Source organism: Romboutsia sp. 1001713B170207_170306_H8 (assembly GCF_015550495.1).
Taxonomy (GTDB): domain Bacteria; phylum Bacillota; class Clostridia; order Peptostreptococcales; family Peptostreptococcaceae; genus Romboutsia_E.
Genome location: NZ_JADNAX010000017.1, coordinates 1 through 18,986 on the forward strand (window position 1 = coordinate 1; position 18,986 = coordinate 18,986).

Here is an 18,986-nt window from a genome sequence, read left to right on the forward strand (position 1 = left end):
CAAGAATTAGGATGGAAACCAAAGTATAACTTTGATACTGGTATAGCTATGACTATTCAATGGTATTTAGATAATAAGTATTGGTGGCAAAATATAATATCTGGAGAATATATTGATTGCTATCTAAGAGGATAGTATAATCGATAGATTAACAAGTGATGTTTTTTATTATATTCTCTTTAGTAAAAACAGGTTATTTATAAAATTTTTATGACTAATCTAGACTAATCTAAATAATTAATAAGTAGCTTTATGAAAATACGTCTTATTATATATGGTAATAAATATGAGATTTCATAAGGATTTTAACTAATAAAGTTATATTAAAAATAAATTTAGCATTAAAATATTTAAAATAATAGGAGTTTATAATGAATGAAAATAATTTGGTCTCTATAATTACACCTAGTTATAATTGTAAAAGATATATTCAAGATACAATTGAATCGGTAATTCATCAAACTTATAAAAATTGGGAACTTATTATTGTTGATGATTGTTCTTCAGATAATACATGCGAAATTATTGAGAAGTATGCATATGATGATAAGAGAATAAGACTTATAAAATCCAAACAAAATTCTGGAGCTGCAATATCTAGAAATATTGCATTGAGCAATGCAAAAGGACGCTTTATAGCTTATTTAGATGCAGATGATTTATGGTATCCCCAAAAATTAGAAATACAAATAAATTTTATGTTAAGAAATAATTATGGTTTTTCATGTGCCTCATATGAAGTAATTGATAATGAAGGAAAACCAAAAGGTAAAAATGTGTATATGATTAAAAAGGTTGATTATAGAGGATTTTTAACAAATAATCTGTTACAAACAGTTGGAATAATGATAGATACTAAAATAGTAGATAGAAAATTCTTAATAATGCCAAATATGCTACGCCGTCAAGATGCTGCAACATGGCTTCAGATATTAAAAGCAGGTAATGAATGTTATGGATTAAATGAAATTCTGGCTAAATATCGTAGAACTGAAGGCTCATTATCTAGTGATAAAAAGAAAGCTATAAAAGGTGTTTGGTATTTATATAGAGATATAGAACATTTATCACTGCCATTTAGTTGCTATTGTTTTATTAGATATGCTTTTTTAGCGTTATGGAAACGTATTTATGTTAGAAAGAATGTAAAAGAGAGGTAATTTTATGCGTGTTGCTTTCGTCATTCTGCATTATTTAGCAGAGAAAGATACTATTGAGTGTATAAAGTCAATACAAAATAATGTTAACTATAAAGATAAATGGATTATAGTTGTCGATAATGCTTCAACAAATAATTCATTTATTCATATAAAGGAATCATATAAAGATGTTGAAAATATAATTTTAATATCTAATTCTAAAAATTTAGGATTTGCAATGGGAAACAATGTAGGATATAAATATGCAAAAGATACTTTAGACTCAGATTTTATTGTATTACTGAATAATGATACTATTATTAATCAAAGTGATTTCTGTGATGTTATAGTTCGAAAGTATATAGAGAATAGTTTTTGTGTTTTAGGTCCAGATATTGAGACAAGGGATGGATATCATCAGAATCCTCTTGTACGTAGAAACTGGACTTGTACTAAATTGAGACTATTTAAGTTAAAGGCATTAATTAGATTAGCTGATTTATACTTATTGGGACTAGGACCTAAAATTCTTGAGCGTAAAAAAAGATTAACTGAAAGAAGAGATACTTTAATAGGAGATTTTGAAAATATTAGACTTCATGGAGCTTGCTTAATATTTTCACCTATTTATATTAATCAGTTTGAAGGACTAGATGATGGAACATTTTTATATATGGAAGAAGATTTACTTCAAATTTATATGGATTACTATGATTTAAAAATGTTATATACAAGTGATTTAAAAATATTACATAAAGAGGATATTTCAACTAATATGATAGATGAAACTCAAAAAGAAAAGAATATTAGGTTTCTAAAAAATTTGATAAATTCTACTGATATTTGTATAGATAGAGTTTATAATTTTAAGCTTAATTATAAGGCTAAGGAGAAGATACAATGAAGATAATTGCATTTTATTTACCACAATTTCATAATATACCAGAAAATGATGAATGGTGGGGAGATGGATTTACAGAATGGACAAATGTTAAAAAAGCTAAACCTTTACATGAAGGTCATAGACAGCCCAGAGTTCCGAAAAATAATAATTATTACAATCTTTTAGATGATAATACTAAATTATGGCAAGTTGAATTAGCAAAGAAATATGGCATATATGGTTTCTGTTATTATCATTATTGGTTTGATGGACATATGTTGTTAGAAAAGCCTATGGAGCAGATGCTTTCAAACAAACAAATTGATTTACCATTTTGTATTTGTTGGGCTAATGAGCCTTGGACTAAAGCATGGGTAGGAGAGAAAAAGACACTTATACCACAAAGATATGGTGAAAAAAAAGAGTGGAAAGAACATTTTGAGTATTTATTACCATTCTTAAAAGATGACCGATATATTAAAGATGATGATGGAAAACCACTTTTTATTATTTATCGCCCAGAAATTATTGAAGTTTTAAATGAAATGTTAGATTATTGGCAAGAACTTGCTATAATGAATGGATTACCTGGATTGAATTTTGCATACCAGCAATTAAATTTTGATTTAATAAAGGATAAGGATGATTCTAGATTTACTTATAATATTGAGTTCCAACCAGCATACTCTTTCTATGATATGACATCTAAAAAGTTTTCTTTTTTAAGAAAACTTAAGCGTAATATATCATGTTTTGTAGAAAAAAAAACAGGAAAAGATTTAAGGCAACTTGGAAGAGGTTTAAAAATCACAGGGTTTAATAACGTATCTTATGATGATGCATGGAATCATATTATAAATAGGAACCCAAGCGATGATAAATGTATTCCAGGAGCTTTTGTAAATTGGGATAATACTCCACGTCATGGAGATAGAGGAAGAGTTTATGTAGGGGGATCGCCTGACAAGTTTGAAAAATACTTATCAGAGCTTATTAAGGTAACAAAGACTAGGTATAATAAAGATATGATTTTTATTAATGCATGGAACGAATGGGCAGAAGGTGCGTATTTAGAACCTGATGAAGATAATGGAGAAGGGTATTTATGTGCAGTAAAAAATGCATTATATGAAAATGACGAATTTCCAGAGTATCCAGAAATTAAGGAGTAATTATGAAGAATAGAAGAGTACTATTTTTATTCCATGATGAGAATAGACATAATGGAGCAAACCGTTCTATGATGGATATAATTGATTATTTAGCACAAAATGAAAATATTGATCCAATAATTGTATTTCCAAAAAAGTTTGGAACTGCTATTGATTATGCAACGTCAAAAGGATATAAAGTATATAGGTTGAGGTATGGTCGTTGGGATTTTCCTGATTGTATTAGTGGTATAAAAAAATTTAGATATTTACTTAAGTGGCTTATAAAGTTATTTGCTACAATTCCAGCATCTATTTTTTTATGTAGTAAAATAAAGAAGAAAAAGATTGATTTAATATATACAAATACTTACACATTATTTATTGGTGGGTGGCTAAAATATATTACTAATAAGCCCTTAATTTGGCACATTAGAGAATTTGGAAAAGAAGATCATAATTTAAAAATTATTTGTGGAGATAATGTGCTTTATAGATATTTAAATAAATTTGCTGATAGAATTATTTTTATTTCTAAAAGTGTAATGGATAAATATATTGATCATATTGATGATAAATCAAAATGTAGTGTATTATATAATGATATATCTTTGGAGAATTGTGACATTATATCTAAATGGAATTTTACAAATGAAAGTATTAATATACTGATTGCAGGGACAATACAAAAAGGAAAAGGTCAATTAGAGGCAGTAAAGGCAATTAAATGTCTAAATAATACTTATTCAAATAAAAGATGCAAATTATATATTGCGGGCAAAAAGACTGGAGAGTATTATGAAGAGATATTAAGATATATTGAAAATGAAGATCTTCATGATTTTGTCGAGTTTTGTGGATACATTGATGATATGAAATCATTAAGAGAAAAAATGCACTTTGGAATAGTTGCATCTACAAGTGAAGCTTTTGGAAGAGTTACAGTTGAAGGTATGTTGCAATGTATGCTTATGATTGGTGCTAATACAGCAGGTACAAGTGAGCTTATACTTAATGAAAAAACAGGGTATACATATACTCTCCATAATATAAACGAATTAGCAGCTACTATTAATAAATGTGTTGATAATTTAGATAAAAGTGAGATAGTAGCAAAGGAAGGATATAATTTTGCAATAGATAACTTTACAAAAAATAAAACAAGTAAAGAAGTAGCTAAATTGATTAGACAGTTATGCTGAAGGTAGAGTGATATCTTTAAGAATTTATTAAGGGATTAAATATTAAATAATTGCCTTTAAAATACTATAATGAGTAGTATATTTGATTGTTTAGCATAATTATTATGAAAAAATAATAATTATATTAGTTTTATCATAATTTTGTTCACTGAGCACGTTGAAAGGGATGATAGTTATTATTGAAATATTCTTAATTATTTTTTTGCTATTAATAGCATTACTATTTTATCAAATTCATAAATCATATTGTAACCCTATTACAATTTTTAGTTTTTTTTGGTTTATAATTGTATTTTTAGCTAGTTTAGGTCTTTTTGATATGATGGACATTTCTAGTCGTCCATATATTATTATTACAATTGGTATATCTGGAATGGTTTTGGGTTATTTTATTAATTATTGTACTAAGAAAGAATTAGTTTTATGTGGTGGAAGAAAATCTTTTGAGAACTATTCTTATAATGAAAAAATAATATTAATATTTGCTATTATTTGTATTATTTTTTATGGAATGCAATTATTAAGAGTTATAGACTATCTTAGAAATGGTATTTCATATTATTATATACGAAGAATGTATCAAGGATATGAAGATATTTCATTTTTTAAAACATCATTGGAACTATATATAAGTTCTTATATTGCAGTGCCAAGTACATTTATTTTATTAACATATATTATAATCTCCTTATTTAAAAAAAAATATAATAGAAATGTTTTTACTTTTGCAATTATAGGTGAAATATTGTACTTAATTGTTTCAGCAAGTCGATTTATGTTAATGCAAGTTATTATAGGAGTAATTTATATGTTTATTTTACAAAAAAAGAAATTACCTAAAAAGATAAAGAAAATAATTAAAGTAATAATTGTGGGTTTGATAGCTGGAATAATTATAGTAACTCAATTAAGAGAAAATCGTGTGAATGGAAAAACATATGACTGGGGGATGTGGAAAGGTGCGTATTCATACTTTTCAGTATCTATACCATTATTAGATTATTGGATTGAATATATAGATTCTATAAATTTCACCTCATATGGTTTGGCTTTCTTTAGAGCACCATTAAATATTTTTAATTTATTAATACTAGGTCCATTAAATATTGAATTTAATAGTTTAAAAAGCACTATTGAAATGATTAATGTTGTTGAAAGTTTTGTTCAAGTATTCCCAAAACATACATATAATGCATTTGCAAGCATGTTTTATTATTTATATCTAGATTTTAGAGAGATAGGTGTTTTTTTAGGAAGTGCAGTATTTGGATGGCTATGTGGTCGTGCTTATAAAAATGCTATGAGGTTACAGAGTGATAGAAACTTAGCTTTTTTATTAATATTTATACAAGCTATATTTAAGAGTATGGTTAGATGGGAGTTTTCATCGCCGAGCTTTTTTGTTGCTTTTATTATGACATTTTTTATATTTAGAAAGGATAAATCAGATGATAAATCTGTAGTAGTTATATAATGAGTAGTATTAAAAAAAATTTTATATATAATTGTATATACCAAATTCTTATTCTTATTCTTCCTTTAGCAACAACTCCATATATTTCAAGGGTTCTTGGGGTAGAGAATATAGGAATATATTCATATACACAATCAATTGCATATTATTTTATGATTTTTGCTATGCTAGGTGTCAACAACTATGGAAATAGAAGTTGTGCACGTGTAAGAGAGAATCGTGCAGAATTAAGTAAAACATTTTATGAGATATATTCATTACAATTTATAATGTCATTAATGTGTATAGTACTATATTCAATATATGCAATTTTTTTAGCTAAAATAAATAGAGTTATTTTTTATATTCAAATTCTATATGTGTTTTCTGTAATATTTGATATTAACTGGTTTTTTTTCAGTTTAGAAAAATTTAAAATTACTATAGTAAGGAATGTTTTTATTAAAGTTTTTACTATCATTTTAATTTTTGTATTTATAAAGAATGAAAGCCAATTGAAGCTATATACTGCTATCATGGCAGTAGGAACATTACTTAGTCAATTAGTAATTTGGCCATTTTTGAAAAGGTATATAGATTTAAATATTCCAAGAGCAAATGATATTTTTAAACACTTAAAACCAAATTTAATACTATTTGTACCTGTGGTTGCTGTGAGTATTTATAAATATATGGATAAGATCATGATTGGTTCTATGACTGGTATGATTCAAGAGGGATATTATGTTCAGGCTGAAAAAGTATTAAATATACCCTTAGGATTAATTTCAGCATTAGGAACTGTAATGCTTCCTCGTATGTCTAATTTAGCATATAGAAATAAAAATGAAGAAAGTAAGATATTAATTAACAAGTCAATGTTATTTATTTCTTTTCTATCCCCAGCATTAGCATTTGGACTTGCAGGTATATCACAAACCTTTATACCATTATTTTTAGGTGATAGCTTTATAGATTGCATTGATATACTTACAAGTTTGTCATTTTCAGTATTGTTTGTTGGTTGGGCAAACATCATAAGAACACAATATCTTATGCCTAATAATAAGGATAAGGTATACTTATTTACTGTGTGCTTTGGTGCTATTGTTAATTTAATTGGAAATTTGATATTAATTCCTAATTTTGGTGCAATAGGAGCTGTTATTGCTACGATACTTTCAGAAGCCACTGTAGCAATTAGTCAAACAATAATGGTTAGAAATGAATTACCTATTATATCATATTTAAAAGGAATAATTCCATTTTTTATTCTAGGATTTATTATGTTTTTTATAATTAGATCTATAGGAATATTTAGTAATTTATTTATTTCATTATTAGTTCAATTATTTATAGGATCAAGTGTATATATAATTGGATCTATTATAATAATGGTTGTATATCATAGAAAGGAATTTAATGAATTTATAAGTTTCACAAGGCGGTATTCTAAATAGCCATAAATATTAAATTTATTATTAAATCTACAGTTTAACATTTAAAAGTATTAATATCTACATGGTAATAATAAATATTACATAATTAAAAAAGAAATAAGTTTTAAAATAATAAGGGTAACTAGAGATATTTATAATATTATAATCTATTTGTATAAAATATAAATAGGCTATAAGGAATTAGTAAATAAGTAAATATATAATGTAACAGTTAAAATGGAGGAATAAAATAATGAAAATAGCTATAGCAGGAACAGGATACGTTGGTTTATCTAATGCTATACTTTTAGCACAACATAATGAAGTAGTAGCAGTAGATATAATACAAGAAAAAGTAGATATGATAAATAATAGAATATCTCCAATAGTAGATAAAGATATAGAAGAATATTTATCAACTAAAGAATTAAACTTAGTAGCAACAACTGATTCACACAAAGCATATAAAGATGCAGATTATGTAATAATATCTACACCGACAGATTATGATACAGAAAGAAATTACTTCAACACAAGAAGTGTAGAGGCAGTTATAGCAAATGTATTATCTATAAATCCAGAAGCTACAATGGTAATAAAATCGACTGTACCAGTAGGATATACTGAAAAAGTAAGAGAAATGTTTGATACGGATAAAATAATATTCTCACCAGAATTCTTAAGAGAAGGAAAAGCATTATACGATAACTTATATCCTTCAAGAATAATAGTAGGAGAACAATCAGAAAGGGCAGAAAAGTTCGCAAATCTCCTAGTACAAGGTGCAATAAAAGAAGATATACCAGTATTATTTACTGATTCAACAGAAGCAGAAGCTGTAAAATTATTCTCTAATACATATTTAGCGCTTAGAGTAGCATACTTCAATGAATTAGATACATATGCTGAATTAAGAGGACTTAATACAAAGCAAATAATAGAAGGTGTAGGACTTGACCCAAGAATAGGTGGTCACTATAATAATCCTTCGTTTGGATATGGTGGATATTGCTTACCAAAGGATACAAAGCAATTAAGAGCAAATTATGATGATGTTCCTAATAATATAATAGGAGCAATAGTTGATGCTAATAGAACTAGAAAAGATCATATAGCAGATCAAATAATAAAGAGAAATCCAAAAGTAGTTGGTATAAATAGATTAACTATGAAGACAGGATCAGATAACTTTAGAGCATCCTCTGTACAAGGTATAATGAAGAGAATAAAAGCTAAAGGTATAGAAGTTGTAGTATATGAACCAGTATTAAAAGAGGATACCTTCTTTAACTCTAAGGTTATAAGAGATTTTGATGAATTTAAGTCTATGTGTGATGTTATAGTTTCAAATAGATTATCAGAAGATTTATATGATGTAGAGGAAAAAGTATATACAAGAGATTTATTTAAAAGAGATTAAAAAATAAAAAAAGAAAAGCTTAGATGAATTTTCGTCTAAGCTTTTCTTTTTTTATCTTAATTTGTATTATTATCTATATATTAATGTATATAAAGATCGAAATGAAAGAATAATTATAGTTTAAATGAAATAAATAGTGAAAAGATTATAAAGGAACTTATATAATTAAAGAACAATAATATATATGACAGTTATAAATAATAAATAGGATATTTAATAACATATTACAAAGGAGAAATAATATGAAAAAAGTATTAGTAGCAGGTGGATCAGGATTTTTAGGATCTAATTTTATAAAATATATAAAAAAGATATATCCAGATTATAGTATTATAAACCTAGATAAAATAAATAGTGATTATAATTATGAAAATTTAAGATATATAGAGGGAGATATATCAGATAGAAATTTTATACTTAATTTATTTGAAAAAGAAGAATTTGATATAGTAATTAACTGTGCATCAGCAAAAATTTATAATAAAGACACAAATGATAAAAGCATATTTACAATAACGAATATAATTGGTACTCAAAACCTTTTAGATGCAAGCAGAGAATATGGAGTAAAGATTTATCATCAGGTATCTACAAATGAAGTCTATAAAAAACTTGAAAATACAGAAATCCCAAATTACGTAGCATCGAAATTAGCAGCAGATAAATTAGTTATAGCATATGAAAAAGAATATGGTTTAAGAGCAAGTATATCTAGATATAATGAAACTTGCGATATAGATGATTACTGCAATAAGATCGATAGTATAATACACAATTATGACCATTGTGAAATTTACGATATATAATGAATAGATAGAGTGGAAATAATATTTAAAGAACTAGCAAATACAGGTATAAAATTTTTTATCATTGTTAAATATTAAAATATAATCCTTAATTTCATTTTTATTTATCAACTTTTTTATATATAATTTTTTATTGTAAAGCTAAGGCTAACAGGATCGGAATGTTAGTCTTTCTTTATGCAAAAAAATCACTCAGCAAGGTAAATCCTACTACTAAGAACAGGGCCAAATCTATAAAGCTCCGCCTTATAAACCTCATTCATCTCACTAAAAACAAACTCATCTTCACAAACAAAAACAACAAAATAATCCAAATCACCAACATCACGATGACCTGAAAAACTAAAATAAAAATCAGCAAAATTACTCTTAACAAGCTTAAACAAATAAGGGTGAGTAGAACTAGAAACAACCTTAACATCAATTCCAATAACAAGATCCTTATCTCCAAAATAAACATAATCTAAAACACACTTACCACCAACTCTATGCTTAAGAGTTAACTTATCTGGAGTAACATCTATACCGTATTTATTAGAAATTTCTTCACAAATTTTAATTAGACCATAATGCTCTAAATCTTTAGCTTTAACTTTATTCATAACTTTATTATCATTATTGCTATCAACATGAACAGGATTAATTCCAAATAAATCAGCAATACTATAATAATCTAATTCTAGAGCATTACAAATTTTAAATAAAGTAGTAGAACTAGGATGCTCTCTTTCACCATTTTCAATTTTAGAAATCTCTGTATGACTAATACCCGCAATACTAGACAAACCTCTAAGAGATAACTTCTTACTTAATCTATTCTCTTTTAAAAACTCCCCTGGATGAGTATATTTATCATCTAACTTCATAATTTAGCCCCTTTGTATACAATTCTTAATAAAAGTATAGCACATAAAAGTATGAAAAATATAATTTAATATCAAAAACTATCAAAATTAAAAGGATAATAAGAAATTGAACTAATGTTCTTATTTACATGTAATTTATTTAAAATTACAGTTGACACTGGAAATGAAAACGTATACATTTATATTAAGCAATGGGAATTTAAATTAAAAAATTATGTAATTAAGAGGGGGATTATGTAATGTCATATTACTGTATCAGTGGAAATGTACTAAGGTTCGATGCCTTAGATACAAAAAAGTTAGGTTTTCATCATTTAATAATAAGAGCTGAGAATATAGAAAGATTAAAAGGAGAGTTACCAAGGGGACATTTTAAGATTACAAATAGGATAGCAGCAAAGGAATTAAAATTAAGTCAAAGTACAATACAAAGATTAACTAAGGAATTTGAATTACTAAATATAATAAAATGCATCAAGAAAAGCAAAAGTTCTACAGAAGCATCAATATATGAGTATATTTTTGACTATAGCCATGAATCGGTATTTGAATCGATAAATGAACCGGTAAATAATAATGTACAATCAAGTGATTTAAATACTTTAAAACCTGGTGATAAAATTAAAAATGAACAAGTGGATAAAACAGTTACTGATACATTAAAAAAAGAAGTTTTAAAAAGAAAAGATATATATAGGCTTGTAATCAATAGATTAAATAAAAGAGCTAATAAGAATTTTAAACCAACATCACAAAAAACTTAATCACACATCAATGCAAGACTCTTGGAAAAATTCACTGTAGAAGATTTTTATAAAGTTATAGATACAAAATGTGCTCAATGGAAAGATAGTAGTATGGATATATTTTTAAGACCTCGTACTTTATTTGGTACAAAGTTTGAAGATTATTTAAATGAGTACAAATCACCAACCCCTGAAGTTGATAGTAATAATAGTCCTTGGAATCCATCATTTAATTATGATTAGGATAGGAGGAAATATATTATGTCTAGTTTATTAGTTTCAGTTCAAACTGAGCAGTCTTTTTTAGGATGTATATTATTAGATAATAGTTTTGATTATAAGTTAGAAGAAGTAAGTGAAGATTATTTTTCTAATGAATATACAAGAGCAATATTTAATTCTATGATAGAGCTTAAATCTGATGGGCTTAGTATAGATTTAGTAAATGTAGCAGAAAAGCTTAAGATGAAGAAAGTAAATTTAGAGTTATCTTATTTAGTAGATTTAACCTCTATTTGTAAAACTTATAGTATATATTCATATGTACATACTTTAAAAGAAAAGTATGTAAGAAGAACTTGGGCTGAGAAGTTTCAAGTAACTTTAAATAAAATTATGTCAGGTGAAGATTTAGATTCAACGATTTTTAATTTTGAAAATGAAACTAAGAATGTGTATTATGAAGATACATATAAGGATGATATATCTTCTATAAGTCAATCAATAATGGATTTATTAGAAGGTGGAAATATATCTAATATAAAGTTTGGTATTAAGTTTTTAGATGAGGTGATAGGTGGAATATATAAAGGAGAGTTAACTACTATAGCTGCAAAGTCTAGTGTAGGAAAAACTTCTTTAGCACTTCAAATAATGCTTAATGTTTTAAAACAGGGTAAGAAAGTTTTGTTTATTACCCGAGAAATGTCAAAAGAACAAATACTTATGAGAAATTTAACTAAAAAGACAGGAATAAATACTAATAAAATGAAATCAGGCAATATTGGTGCCGAGGAATGGAAGTTAATAGTCGAAGTCCTATCAGATATGAATAAAGATAATTTAATCTTTATCAACGATAAAATCCACACCGTAGCACAAATCAGAAAACGTATAAGACAAATCAAACCAGATTTACTAATAGTAGATTATGTTCAATTAATGACTCCAAGTAATAACTTATCAAATAGAGAAAGAGAAGTAGCTGGAATATCTAGAGATTTAAAAAATATTACATTAGATTTTAATATGAGTGTAATTCAACTTAGTCAGTTAAATGATGAGATGAAAGATTTTAGACCAATGGGAGAGAGACCTATGAGAGAGTCAAAGGCTTTGTTTCATGATAGTAATAATGTGCTTTATATTCATGAGCCAAGTGAAGGTGATTTAGAAGAGGCTGCTAGAAAATTGGGAAGAAGTAAGGATAGTATATTAAATGCTAAGCAAAATGGAATAAAGTTAGTGGAAGTTATAGTTGCAAAGTGTAGGGATGGTGAGAAGAAGTTTAAGTATTTTGCTTATAATGGATCTAGACTTCATTTTGAGGAGCTAAAGGAGAATATGGGAGGATATGTATGTTAGATAAGTTGAAGTTGGAGGATATACCAGAGCAGTTTAGAGATTTGGCAGAGGTTATAGGTCTTGATGCTTATAGGAAGTTGATTAGATATGCTGGTGGTATGAGTATTTATATTCCTGTTGAGTATCGTGTTACTAGAAATGTTAGGGATAGAATACTTAGGGAAACTTTTAGTGGAGATTATAAGTCTTTTTCTAAGGCGTATAGAATTAGTGAGGGTCATTTGAGAAGGATTATTATGAAGAAGATTTTAAAGGGAAGATCTAAGGAAGTTAAGATTACAGCTCCTATTGGTAGTGCTGAGTATGGTAGGCTTGTTAAGGAGTTATATAGTGATGTTGTGAGTGAGACTAAGGTTTTGGATGATGATTTGTATGAGAGTATTTGTAGGTATGATGAGATTGTGGCGGATATTTCTAGGTTGAAGTTGGAGAAGGATAAGATTGAACATACATTGATGGGTGTTATGAAGGAAAGTGAGACTGCTTTTGTTAAGGAGAGGAAGGTTACTTGGAAGAAGAGTTCTAGGAGTAGTTTTGATTCTAAAAGGCTTAGGGAGGAAGATCCTGAGCTTTATGAGAGGTATTGTCGTGTTGTTAGTAGTAGGTTGTTTAAGATTAAGTAGTAAAGTTGTGTCGAAATATAGTATAGCTTTTTGATTATTGATTTATTATAGATATTTTAATAAAATATTTAAATGGAATTAATAATATAGAAAGGTTAGACATATGAGTAAAGAGAAAAAATTTGATATAGAAAGTACAAGTGATTTAATACAACTTTTAAATGTATACGAAAATGAATGGATGCATAGAGACACTATTTTATGGTCAAACACAATAAAGTTATTTTTAGCAGGATTAATAGTTACTATATTGCCTTATACTGCAGAATTATATAATTTAAGAATACCTACCACTATAAATATGAAAATATTTCCTATAATAGGAATTGTATTTTCTGTTATACTATTTTTTATATCTGGTGCATATGCTTCAAGATTAACTGCTATTGGAAATACAATAAGAGATATAATATCAATGTTAGAATATAGATATCAGAGACAGTCTGTATTAGATCTAAAAATTAGTTCAAAATCAAGTAAAAGATTGAAAGATAATTTTGTTTTAAGAATATTTAATATTTCAATATCTAATATAGCCACAGTAATTTTACCAACTGTATTGCTTATACTTTCAATATTTGTAATTACAACTATATAAAAGATACTTTAACACTTTGGAATTTCAAAGTGTTTTTTTATTTATTTAAGCTAATATTTTTATAGATATATATACATTATTAGTAATATTAAGTTTATTAATAACAAGCTTAAGTTAAATTTTAAATGAATAGATATACATGTATCTAAAATTTCTACTATGGTTAAGTCATTTCTATTAAATTTATTGGATTTTCTAATTGTCTTAAATATGAGGTAGGTTATGATTCCAATAATGAATAAAGTATATAAGAATATAGTCACTAGCCCAGTGAAGTATATAAATACGTTTATAATAGCAAAGAATATTCTGCAAGATATAAATAAAAGTATGATTGTTAGTAGAGTTAAACAGATTGTACTAAGTAGTTTGATTTTTATATCATTTTTATTTTTCATAATAATCTCCTTAGTTATAAGTTTTAGTATTAAATATTATTAAATATTAAAATTTATAACTAATTAAGAATAAATATATTTAATATTTAAATGAAAAATATAGATTTAATATTGTATTTAAAAATATATAAATCGGTAAGGGAATACTAGATTTATATCGAGGTAGAATTCTATTATTTCATATAAAAAATATGTTAAAAATACAATAAACGACAAATTTTTCTTCTAAAAAAAAGTATAATATAAAAGTATGGGATTTAATAACATATAGATATGTGGAGGACTTATATATTGGAATACATAAAATTAATGTTTTTCTCTATGGTGCCAGTAATAGAGTTAAGAGGCGCTATACCATTAGGAATAGCAATGGATTTACATCCAATCTATTTATATTTATTCTGCTTACTAGGATCAACGATAGTTGCAGTTCCTATAGTTTTAGTATTTAGACAAGTAATAGACTACTTAAGACATAGAAAATACTTTAACAAAATAGTAAGATGGATAGATAATAAAATAGATGGTAGAGCAAAGAAGCTAAAGTCTGCGAGTATAATAGGTCTTATATTGTTTGTAGGAGTACCACTACCTACAACTGGATCTTGGAGTGCAGCAGCTTTAGCATCAATATTTAAAATGAGGATAAAAGATGCTCTTATGGGCATATTTATTGGAAATGCTATGGCAGGGATCATAGTATCCGGATTAGCGCTGCATATAATATAATAAGGAACAATTATTTGGAGGATAAAATGAAGAAAACAGTAAGAAAAGCAATAATACCAGCAGCAGGGCTTGGAACAAGATTTTTACCTGCTACAAAATCACAACCAAAAGAAATGCTACCAATAGTAGATAAACCAACTTTACAATATATAATAGAAGAAGCTATTGAATCTGGTATAGAAGAAATACTAATAGTTACGGGAAGAAGTAAAAAGTCTATAGAAGATCATTTTGATAGAAGTGTTGAACTTGAGCTTGAACTTGAGCAAAAAGGTAAGAAGGAAATGCTTAAGATGGTTCAAGATATATCAAATATGGTAAATATACATTATATAAGACAAAAAGAGCCAAAGGGACTTGGACATGCTATACATTGTGCAAAGAGTTTTATAGGAGATGAGCCATTTGCAGTACTTTTAGGTGATGATATAGTTGATGCGGAGGTTCCTTGCTTAAAGCAATTAATAAATACGTATGATGAGTATAAAACTAGTGTACTTGGAGTACAAGAGGTTGCTAAGGAAGATACTAATAAGTATGGAATACTTGATGTTAAGCATATAGAAGACAGAGTATATAAGGTAAAGGATATGGTCGAAAAGCCAAATGTTGAGGATGCTCCTTCTAATATTGCTATTCTTGGAAGATATATAATAACTCCTGAGATATTTAATATTCTTGAAAATCAAGAACCAGGTAAGGGTGGAGAGATACAGTTAACTGATGCTCTTCAAACTTTAGCTACTAAGGAAGCTATATATGCTTATAATTTCGAAGGAAGAAGATATGATGTTGGAGATAAGTTAGGATTCTTAGAAGCGACTGTTGATTTTGCTTTAAAGAGACCGGAACTTAGAGATGATTTTATGGAGTTTTTAAAAACAAAAACTAATTTATTAGAATCTACAAAAGAAGATAAAGAGATATTAAATGAAGTAGCATTTACATCAGAAAAATTATAAAAGGAGAATGAAATATGAGTATATTAATAGTAGGTGGAGCAGGATATATAGGTTCGCATACAGTGAAATACTTCTTAGAAAAAAATGAAGATGTGATAATAGTTGATAACTTACTTACAGGTCATGAAGAAGCTTTATTAACTAATAAATTTTATAAGTGTGATATAAGAGATAAAGAAGCATTAGATAAAGTGTTCAAAGAAAATAATATAGAAGCTGTAATACATTTTGCTGCAAATTCATTAGTAGGTGAAAGTATGATAAAGCCATATGAATACTACCATAACAATGTGTATGGAATGATGTGCTTACTAGATGTTATGAAAGAAAATAATGTTGATAAAATAGTATTCTCATCAACAGCAGCAACTTATGGTGAACCAAAGAATATACCAATCGTTGAAAGTGATGAAACTAACCCAACTAATACGTATGGAGAAACAAAGCTTGCAATGGAAAAAATGATGAAGTGGTTTGATAAAGCTTATAATACAAAGTATGTATCTCTTCGTTATTTTAATGCAGCTGGAGCTTATTTTGATGGAAGCATAGGTGAAGATCATAAGACAGAGACTCATTTAATTCCATTAATACTTCAAGTTCCTCTAGGAAAGAGAAGTCATATAAGTATATTTGGAAATGATTATAATACTGAAGATGGTACATGTATAAGAGATTACATACATGTAATGGACTTAGCAAGCGCTCATTATTTAGCTCTTGAGTATTTAAGAAAAGGAAATGATAGTGATATATTTAACTTAGGGAATGGTAATGGATACTCTGTTAAAGAGGTTATAGACGTTGCTAGAAGAGTAACTGATTTTGATATACCTGCAGTTGAGGAGCCAAGAAGAGCTGGAGACCCAGCTATACTTATTGCATCTAGTGATAAGGCAAAAACTATTCTTGGATGGAAGCCTAAGTTTGACTCTTTAGAAAAAATAATAGTAGATGCCTGGAATTGGCATAGCAAAAATCCAGCAGGATTTACTAAATAAGAATATTATACATGTATTGATATGCTCTCTTTATAGTAGGTAGTTAAAATAATAAAAACTGTTATTATGTAATGAATGTACATTATTTATCAAGGTAGTATAATAAATACCCTTAAAAGTAATATTGTATATGTATAAGATTTATTTACGAGATTTATGTATTAATAATGAATTTTCTAAAGTAAATATAGATCTTACTAAGTATTCTAAGCATAATATAAAATTTAAATAGGGGTTATTATAGCTTAATAATAAGCGTGGAAATACACATAGGGTAGGGGGATTAAGTTTTATATACAAAATATAGTAATACTTAATTAGTAATTGACTAATATTGATAGAAAATGATGCTGGTGGTATAATTTTACAGTATTAAAAAGTATACTATAAAAAAGGTGAGTAAATATGAAAAATTTAAAGAAAATACTATTAGCATTATTAGGAATAATTTTAGTAGGGGGAATATCTGTATTTGGAATTGTATATTTTAATTTAAATAAAATATACGAAAAGGATAATACTACAAAGGTTGATGCAGCAGAAAGAGAAGAAAGTGAAGAAGGAACTATCGTTGAAGGAGTAACAAACATATTATTAGTAGGAACTGATGGTGCAAACATAGAAAAAACTAACAGATCGGACTCTGTAATGTTAGTAACAATAGATACTAATAATAAAGATATAAAAATAAGCTCTATAGCAAGAGATACTTATGTCGATATACCAGGGCATTCAACTGAAAAATTAACTCATGCCTATGCATATGGCGGAATTGATTTATTAAGAGAAGTATTTGAAGTAAACTTTGATATAAAAATTGATAAGTATATTGCTGTTAACTTCGTTTCATTTATGGACATAATAGATGAAATTGGCGGAGTAGAAGTTAATGTAGAAGAAAAAGATGTAGATGAAGTTAATAAATACATAGATGCTTGTTACGATTATTATTATGACAGAAAAGATGAGATAGAAAAAGAATACGTAACGAAATCAGGAAAACAACGATTAAATGGATATCAAGCACTTGCATTTAGTAGAATAAGATACACAGACAGTGCTTATGCAAGAGATAATAGACACAGAGAAGTCGCAGAAAGTGTATACAAAGAATTTTTAAACAGCGGAACTAACGAATATAAAAGGGCAGCAGAAATAATTTTAGAAAATACTAAAACAAATATAAGTCCTATGGAAATGATAAACTTAGGATTTACAGCTCTTAAAATAAATGATACTAACATAGACCAATTCCAATTCCCACTTGCAGAGTATAGAAATGGTCATATTGTAAGTAAGCAAAAAGGTTGGGTTATAGAATGGGAAAAAGAACCTAACTTAAAAGCTTGGCATAAGTTTATATACGGTAAAAGTGAAGAATAGATTATATATACATAGACATATAAGGTAGTATAAGGTCTATTTATAATATAGCTTCGCTGATTATAGTAAAAAAAGAATTAAACAAAAAGTGACATAAGTGAAAAAATCTATTAGTCATTTGCAATGTTTCTCAATTGCTTGACTAATAGATTTTTCACTATGACACTTGTTTTTCGAATTTTTACTTATTAAAAGTAAGCAAAGCCTTAGATAATTCATTTATACTATCAGATAAACATTGAAGCTTTCCTTCTATCCTTACTAAAAGATATATAGATAAGGCTATGGGAAATCCAACATTATTTATGACAGATAAAAATTCACCATCCATAATCTAATCCTTATGCCTGAAGGTTATATTCAGTAGTTTCAGTTTGAACTACTTTGGCTTTTATAGCTTCTTTTAAATCAACCTCACCAGGACAGAATATATTCTTTTCAAGTATTAAGTTCATAGCCTCAATAACATCATCCTCACTTAAATTTGACCTAGGATCATCAATTGTAAAGTTAACATTTTTATCTCCCTCAGATTTAAAAGTCATTATTAATTTTAAAGTACTATCCATAATAAATTACCTCCCAAATTTTATTTTTAAATTT

Annotated in this window: 20 protein-coding genes; 17 read left to right on the plus strand and 3 right to left on the minus strand. The window is 27.0% G+C overall.

Going from position 1 to position 18,986, the window contains the following annotated elements; genetic code table 11:
* The first annotated feature begins 371 nt into the window (after nucleotides 1–371).
* The 8 genes from I2A66_RS16040 to I2A66_RS16075 all read left to right on the plus strand — a co-directional run bounded on the left by I2A66_RS16040 (nucleotide 372) and on the right by I2A66_RS16075 (nucleotide 9,493).
* Nucleotides 372–1,160: a glycosyltransferase family 2 protein gene (locus tag I2A66_RS16040; RefSeq protein ID WP_147516869.1), complete on the plus strand. Its 789-nt coding sequence runs from the start codon at nucleotides 372–374 to the stop codon at nucleotides 1,158–1,160.
* 4 nt (nucleotides 1,161–1,164) lie between these two features.
* A complete protein-coding gene (locus I2A66_RS16045) occupies nucleotides 1,165–2,043 on the plus strand; it encodes a glycosyltransferase (protein WP_147516868.1) in 879 nt (292 codons plus the stop codon).
* Nucleotides 2,040–3,194, plus strand: coding sequence for a glycosyltransferase WbsX family protein (locus I2A66_RS16050; RefSeq protein ID WP_147516867.1), 1,155 nt, complete (start codon nucleotides 2,040–2,042; stop codon nucleotides 3,192–3,194). The genes I2A66_RS16045 and I2A66_RS16050 overlap by 4 nt, the downstream gene beginning before the upstream one ends.
* Nucleotides 3,195–3,196: 2 nt before the next feature.
* Nucleotides 3,197–4,375, plus strand: coding sequence for a glycosyltransferase family 4 protein (locus tag I2A66_RS16055; RefSeq protein ID WP_147516866.1), 1,179 nt, complete (start codon nucleotides 3,197–3,199; stop codon nucleotides 4,373–4,375).
* Between the two features lie 166 nt (nucleotides 4,376–4,541).
* On the plus strand, nucleotides 4,542–5,849 hold the full coding sequence (locus I2A66_RS16060) for an O-antigen polymerase (RefSeq protein WP_147516865.1): 1,308 nt from the start codon (nucleotides 4,542–4,544) through the stop codon (nucleotides 5,847–5,849).
* On the plus strand, nucleotides 5,849–7,288 hold the full coding sequence (locus I2A66_RS16065) for a flippase (protein WP_147516864.1): 1,440 nt from the start codon (nucleotides 5,849–5,851) through the stop codon (nucleotides 7,286–7,288). The genes I2A66_RS16060 and I2A66_RS16065 overlap by 1 nt, the downstream gene beginning before the upstream one ends.
* Before the next feature lie 232 nt (nucleotides 7,289–7,520).
* Nucleotides 7,521–8,687 carry a nucleotide sugar dehydrogenase gene (locus I2A66_RS16070; protein ID WP_147516863.1) on the plus strand — a complete coding sequence of 389 codons (1,167 nt, stop codon included), beginning with the start codon at nucleotides 7,521–7,523 and terminating at the stop codon, nucleotides 8,685–8,687.
* Nucleotides 8,688–8,929: 242 nt separating this feature from the next.
* A complete protein-coding gene (locus tag I2A66_RS16075; RefSeq protein WP_147516862.1) occupies nucleotides 8,930–9,493 on the plus strand; it encodes an NAD-dependent epimerase/dehydratase family protein in 564 nt (187 codons plus the stop codon).
* A 188-nt stretch (nucleotides 9,494–9,681) separates the two neighbouring features.
* Here I2A66_RS16075 and I2A66_RS16080 read toward each other — a convergent pair whose 3' ends face one another.
* Nucleotides 9,682–10,359 carry a helix-turn-helix domain-containing protein gene (locus I2A66_RS16080; protein ID WP_147516861.1) on the minus strand — a complete coding sequence of 226 codons (678 nt, stop codon included), beginning with the start codon at nucleotides 10,357–10,359 and terminating at the stop codon, nucleotides 9,682–9,684.
* A 239-nt stretch (nucleotides 10,360–10,598) separates the two neighbouring features.
* Here I2A66_RS16080 and I2A66_RS16085 point away from each other — a divergent pair, with 239 nt between their 5' ends.
* The 9 genes from I2A66_RS16085 (at nucleotide 10,599) to I2A66_RS16125 (ending at nucleotide 18,383) form a co-directional block, all read left to right on the plus strand.
* Nucleotides 10,599–11,123, plus strand: a complete 525-nt coding sequence (locus tag I2A66_RS16085) for a hypothetical protein (protein ID WP_195251998.1) — start codon at nucleotides 10,599–10,601, stop codon at nucleotides 11,121–11,123.
* 6 nt (nucleotides 11,124–11,129) lie between these two features.
* Nucleotides 11,130–11,348, plus strand: a complete 219-nt coding sequence (locus tag I2A66_RS16090; protein WP_330615497.1) for a conserved phage C-terminal domain-containing protein — start codon at nucleotides 11,130–11,132, stop codon at nucleotides 11,346–11,348.
* Between the two features lie 18 nt (nucleotides 11,349–11,366).
* Entirely contained in the window at nucleotides 11,367–12,689 is a 1,323-nt protein-coding gene (locus I2A66_RS16095) for a replicative DNA helicase (RefSeq protein WP_147516859.1), read from the plus strand.
* Nucleotides 12,683–13,312, plus strand: a complete 630-nt coding sequence (locus I2A66_RS16100; protein ID WP_195252000.1) for a Mor transcription activator family protein — start codon at nucleotides 12,683–12,685, stop codon at nucleotides 13,310–13,312. The genes I2A66_RS16095 and I2A66_RS16100 overlap by 7 nt, the downstream gene beginning before the upstream one ends.
* A gap of 103 nt (nucleotides 13,313–13,415) precedes the next feature.
* The gene (locus tag I2A66_RS16105; RefSeq protein ID WP_147516857.1) at nucleotides 13,416–13,910 is read left to right on the plus strand and encodes a hypothetical protein; all 495 of its coding nucleotides are present in this window, start codon (nucleotides 13,416–13,418) and stop codon (nucleotides 13,908–13,910) included.
* 689 nt (nucleotides 13,911–14,599) lie between these two features.
* Nucleotides 14,600–15,037, plus strand: coding sequence for a COG2426 family protein (locus I2A66_RS16110; RefSeq protein WP_195252001.1), 438 nt, complete (start codon nucleotides 14,600–14,602; stop codon nucleotides 15,035–15,037).
* A 26-nt stretch (nucleotides 15,038–15,063) separates the two neighbouring features.
* On the plus strand, nucleotides 15,064–15,999 hold the full coding sequence (galU, locus tag I2A66_RS16115; RefSeq protein ID WP_195252002.1) for a UTP--glucose-1-phosphate uridylyltransferase GalU: 936 nt from the start codon (nucleotides 15,064–15,066) through the stop codon (nucleotides 15,997–15,999).
* A gap of 14 nt (nucleotides 16,000–16,013) precedes the next feature.
* The gene (gene galE / locus I2A66_RS16120; RefSeq protein WP_122641329.1) at nucleotides 16,014–17,000 is read left to right on the plus strand and encodes a UDP-glucose 4-epimerase GalE; all 987 of its coding nucleotides are present in this window, start codon (nucleotides 16,014–16,016) and stop codon (nucleotides 16,998–17,000) included.
* A gap of 405 nt (nucleotides 17,001–17,405) precedes the next feature.
* On the plus strand, nucleotides 17,406–18,383 hold the full coding sequence (locus I2A66_RS16125; RefSeq protein ID WP_147516854.1) for an LCP family protein: 978 nt from the start codon (nucleotides 17,406–17,408) through the stop codon (nucleotides 18,381–18,383).
* A gap of 181 nt (nucleotides 18,384–18,564) precedes the next feature.
* Here I2A66_RS16125 and I2A66_RS16130 read toward each other — a convergent pair whose 3' ends face one another.
* Entirely contained in the window at nucleotides 18,565–18,714 is a 150-nt protein-coding gene (locus I2A66_RS16130) for a YvrJ family protein (RefSeq protein WP_195252003.1), read from the minus strand.
* A 10-nt stretch (nucleotides 18,715–18,724) separates the two neighbouring features.
* Entirely contained in the window at nucleotides 18,725–18,952 is a 228-nt protein-coding gene (locus I2A66_RS16135) for a DUF2922 domain-containing protein (RefSeq protein WP_147516853.1), read from the minus strand.
* Nucleotides 18,953–18,986: the final 34 nt, after the last annotated feature.

Bases quoted from the DNA above. Each gene is read 5' to 3' on its own strand.
- galE (WP_122641329.1), top strand. From the start codon at position 16,014: ATGAGTATATTAATAGTAGGTGGAGCAGGATATATAGGTTCGCATACA.
- I2A66_RS16125 (WP_147516854.1), top strand. From the start codon at position 17,406: ATGAAAAATTTAAAGAAAATACTATTAGCATTATTAGGAATAATTTTA.
- I2A66_RS16100 (WP_195252000.1), top strand. From the start codon at position 12,683: ATGTTAGATAAGTTGAAGTTGGAGGATATACCAGAGCAGTTTAGAGAT.
- I2A66_RS16040 (WP_147516869.1), top strand. From the start codon at position 372: ATGAATGAAAATAATTTGGTCTCTATAATTACACCTAGTTATAATTGT.
- I2A66_RS16095 (WP_147516859.1), top strand. From the start codon at position 11,367: ATGTCTAGTTTATTAGTTTCAGTTCAAACTGAGCAGTCTTTTTTAGGA.
- I2A66_RS16075 (WP_147516862.1), top strand. From the start codon at position 8,930: ATGAAAAAAGTATTAGTAGCAGGTGGATCAGGATTTTTAGGATCTAAT.
- I2A66_RS16130 (WP_195252003.1), bottom strand. From the start codon at position 18,714: ATGGATGGTGAATTTTTATCTGTCATAAATAATGTTGGATTTCCCATA.
- I2A66_RS16065 (WP_147516864.1), top strand. From the start codon at position 5,849: ATGAGTAGTATTAAAAAAAATTTTATATATAATTGTATATACCAAATT.
- I2A66_RS16045 (WP_147516868.1), top strand. From the start codon at position 1,165: ATGCGTGTTGCTTTCGTCATTCTGCATTATTTAGCAGAGAAAGATACT.
- I2A66_RS16055 (WP_147516866.1), top strand. From the start codon at position 3,197: ATGAAGAATAGAAGAGTACTATTTTTATTCCATGATGAGAATAGACAT.
- galU (WP_195252002.1), top strand. From the start codon at position 15,064: ATGAAGAAAACAGTAAGAAAAGCAATAATACCAGCAGCAGGGCTTGGA.
- I2A66_RS16105 (WP_147516857.1), top strand. From the start codon at position 13,416: ATGAGTAAAGAGAAAAAATTTGATATAGAAAGTACAAGTGATTTAATA.
- I2A66_RS16050 (WP_147516867.1), top strand. From the start codon at position 2,040: ATGAAGATAATTGCATTTTATTTACCACAATTTCATAATATACCAGAA.
- I2A66_RS16060 (WP_147516865.1), top strand. From the start codon at position 4,542: ATGATAGTTATTATTGAAATATTCTTAATTATTTTTTTGCTATTAATA.
- I2A66_RS16080 (WP_147516861.1), bottom strand. From the start codon at position 10,359: ATGAAGTTAGATGATAAATATACTCATCCAGGGGAGTTTTTAAAAGAG.
- I2A66_RS16135 (WP_147516853.1), bottom strand. From the start codon at position 18,952: ATGGATAGTACTTTAAAATTAATAATGACTTTTAAATCTGAGGGAGAT.
- I2A66_RS16085 (WP_195251998.1), top strand. From the start codon at position 10,599: ATGTCATATTACTGTATCAGTGGAAATGTACTAAGGTTCGATGCCTTA.
- I2A66_RS16070 (WP_147516863.1), top strand. From the start codon at position 7,521: ATGAAAATAGCTATAGCAGGAACAGGATACGTTGGTTTATCTAATGCT.